This is a genomic window from Campylobacter sp. 2018MI34, from assembly GCF_016598975.1.
In the GTDB taxonomy this organism is placed as follows: Bacteria; Campylobacterota; Campylobacteria; order Campylobacterales; family Campylobacteraceae; genus Campylobacter_D.
This window is the reverse complement of record NZ_JAENKS010000051.1, coordinates 1-1284: the sequence shown is the minus strand read 5'-3', so window position 1 is coordinate 1284 and position 1284 is coordinate 1. Positions and strand designations below refer to the sequence as shown.

2 protein-coding genes and 1 pseudogene are annotated in these 1284 nt (G+C 18.8%); all 3 read left to right on the top strand.

What is annotated here, in order from left to right; translation table 11 throughout:
- Positions 1 to 152 (top strand): annotated as a pseudogene (locus JG676_RS09045) (amino acid adenylation protein); the annotation flags it as partial.
- A 340-nt stretch (positions 153 to 492) separates the two neighbouring features.
- A complete protein-coding gene (locus JG676_RS07665) occupies positions 493 to 1074 on the top strand; it encodes a formyltransferase family protein (protein ID WP_200217854.1) in 582 nt (193 codons plus the stop codon).
- A 5-nt stretch (positions 1075 to 1079) separates the two neighbouring features.
- On the top strand, positions 1080 to 1208 hold the full coding sequence (locus JG676_RS09110; protein WP_281431921.1) for a hypothetical protein: 129 nt from the start codon (positions 1080 to 1082) through the stop codon (positions 1206 to 1208).
- The last annotated feature ends 76 nt before the right edge of the window (positions 1209 to 1284 follow it).

The following is a 1284-nucleotide window of genomic DNA, read 5'->3' as shown; positions in this document are numbered from 1 at the left end:
TTTATGAAAGTGAAAAAGAACTTAATTTAAAAGCTTTTTTAAAAGATAAATTAAATGCTTATATGATACCTAAACGTTTTATAAGACTAGATAGTTTTAAACTCAATCAAAATGGTAAGATCGATAGGAAATTTTTAAATAATTTTATTTAGCAATGATTGAAAGCTAAAGAAATGTTTGTTATAAAAACCAAATTTTGATTTTATGTTATATAAAAATAGAATCATTTTAATTTTTTAAATGAGTTTAATTAAACAATTCTTATTTATATCAATTTGATTTTTTGAAAAAAATTTTTACTTTATAAAGATCTAAATATTATTAAATAAGTGGTTAATAAAATTCGTTTTTTATGGAAATAAATTGAGTTTATAAAAATATCTTTTTGTTTTTAAGTTATTATTTTTTTAAATAATTTAAATTATAATATTTTAATTTTTATGATTATAATGATAAAAAACTTAATCAAGTTGATAATTAGTAGGAATTTTAATGGAATATGAAAATATTTTTATTATAGGTGATGGAAAAGTAGCAAAAGAATGTCAAAAAATAGCTCAAATTTTTTTTCAACAAGAAGTTAAATTTATAGAAAATAAAACGAAAAACTATTTAGATAACTTTTTTAATTCCTTAAAGTATTCCTTAATTATAAGTGCAAATAATTTTTATATTTTTAAACCACTATGTGTGGAAAATAATACTATTATTAATTATCATAATTCTTTACTTCCTTATTATAGAGGAGTTAATGCCCATGTTTGGGCGATTTATAAAGAAGAGTTAAAAACAGGTATTACTTGGCATAAAGTAGATAAAAATATAGATACAGGAGATATTTTAATACAAGAAGAAATTGAACTTGATAAAAAAATTACAGCTCTTAATTTATTAAGAGCACAACACAATCTTGCTATTAATACTTTTCAAAAAGCTTTAGAGAATTTAAAAAATAAAAATTATAAAAAACAGGAAAAAAGAAATGATAAAGAAAGAATCTATTCAAAAAAAGATTTACCAAATAATGGATTTTTAGAGCTTTCTTGGGAAAAAGTAAAGATCGATTTTTTTTAAGATCTATGTATGGCATTTCTAAAGCAAAAATTAAACTTTTTAACCAAAATTTAATTATTTTTTTAGAATACAGTCACGCTACTTTAAAGCTTTATTTAGAGCAAAATATAGTATTAAAAATTGATAAAATTTAAGTATTTTATTTTTTAAAATGCTAAATGAAAGTGTTAATTAAAGAAATTTAGTGCTAATTATTTATAATTTTTAAAG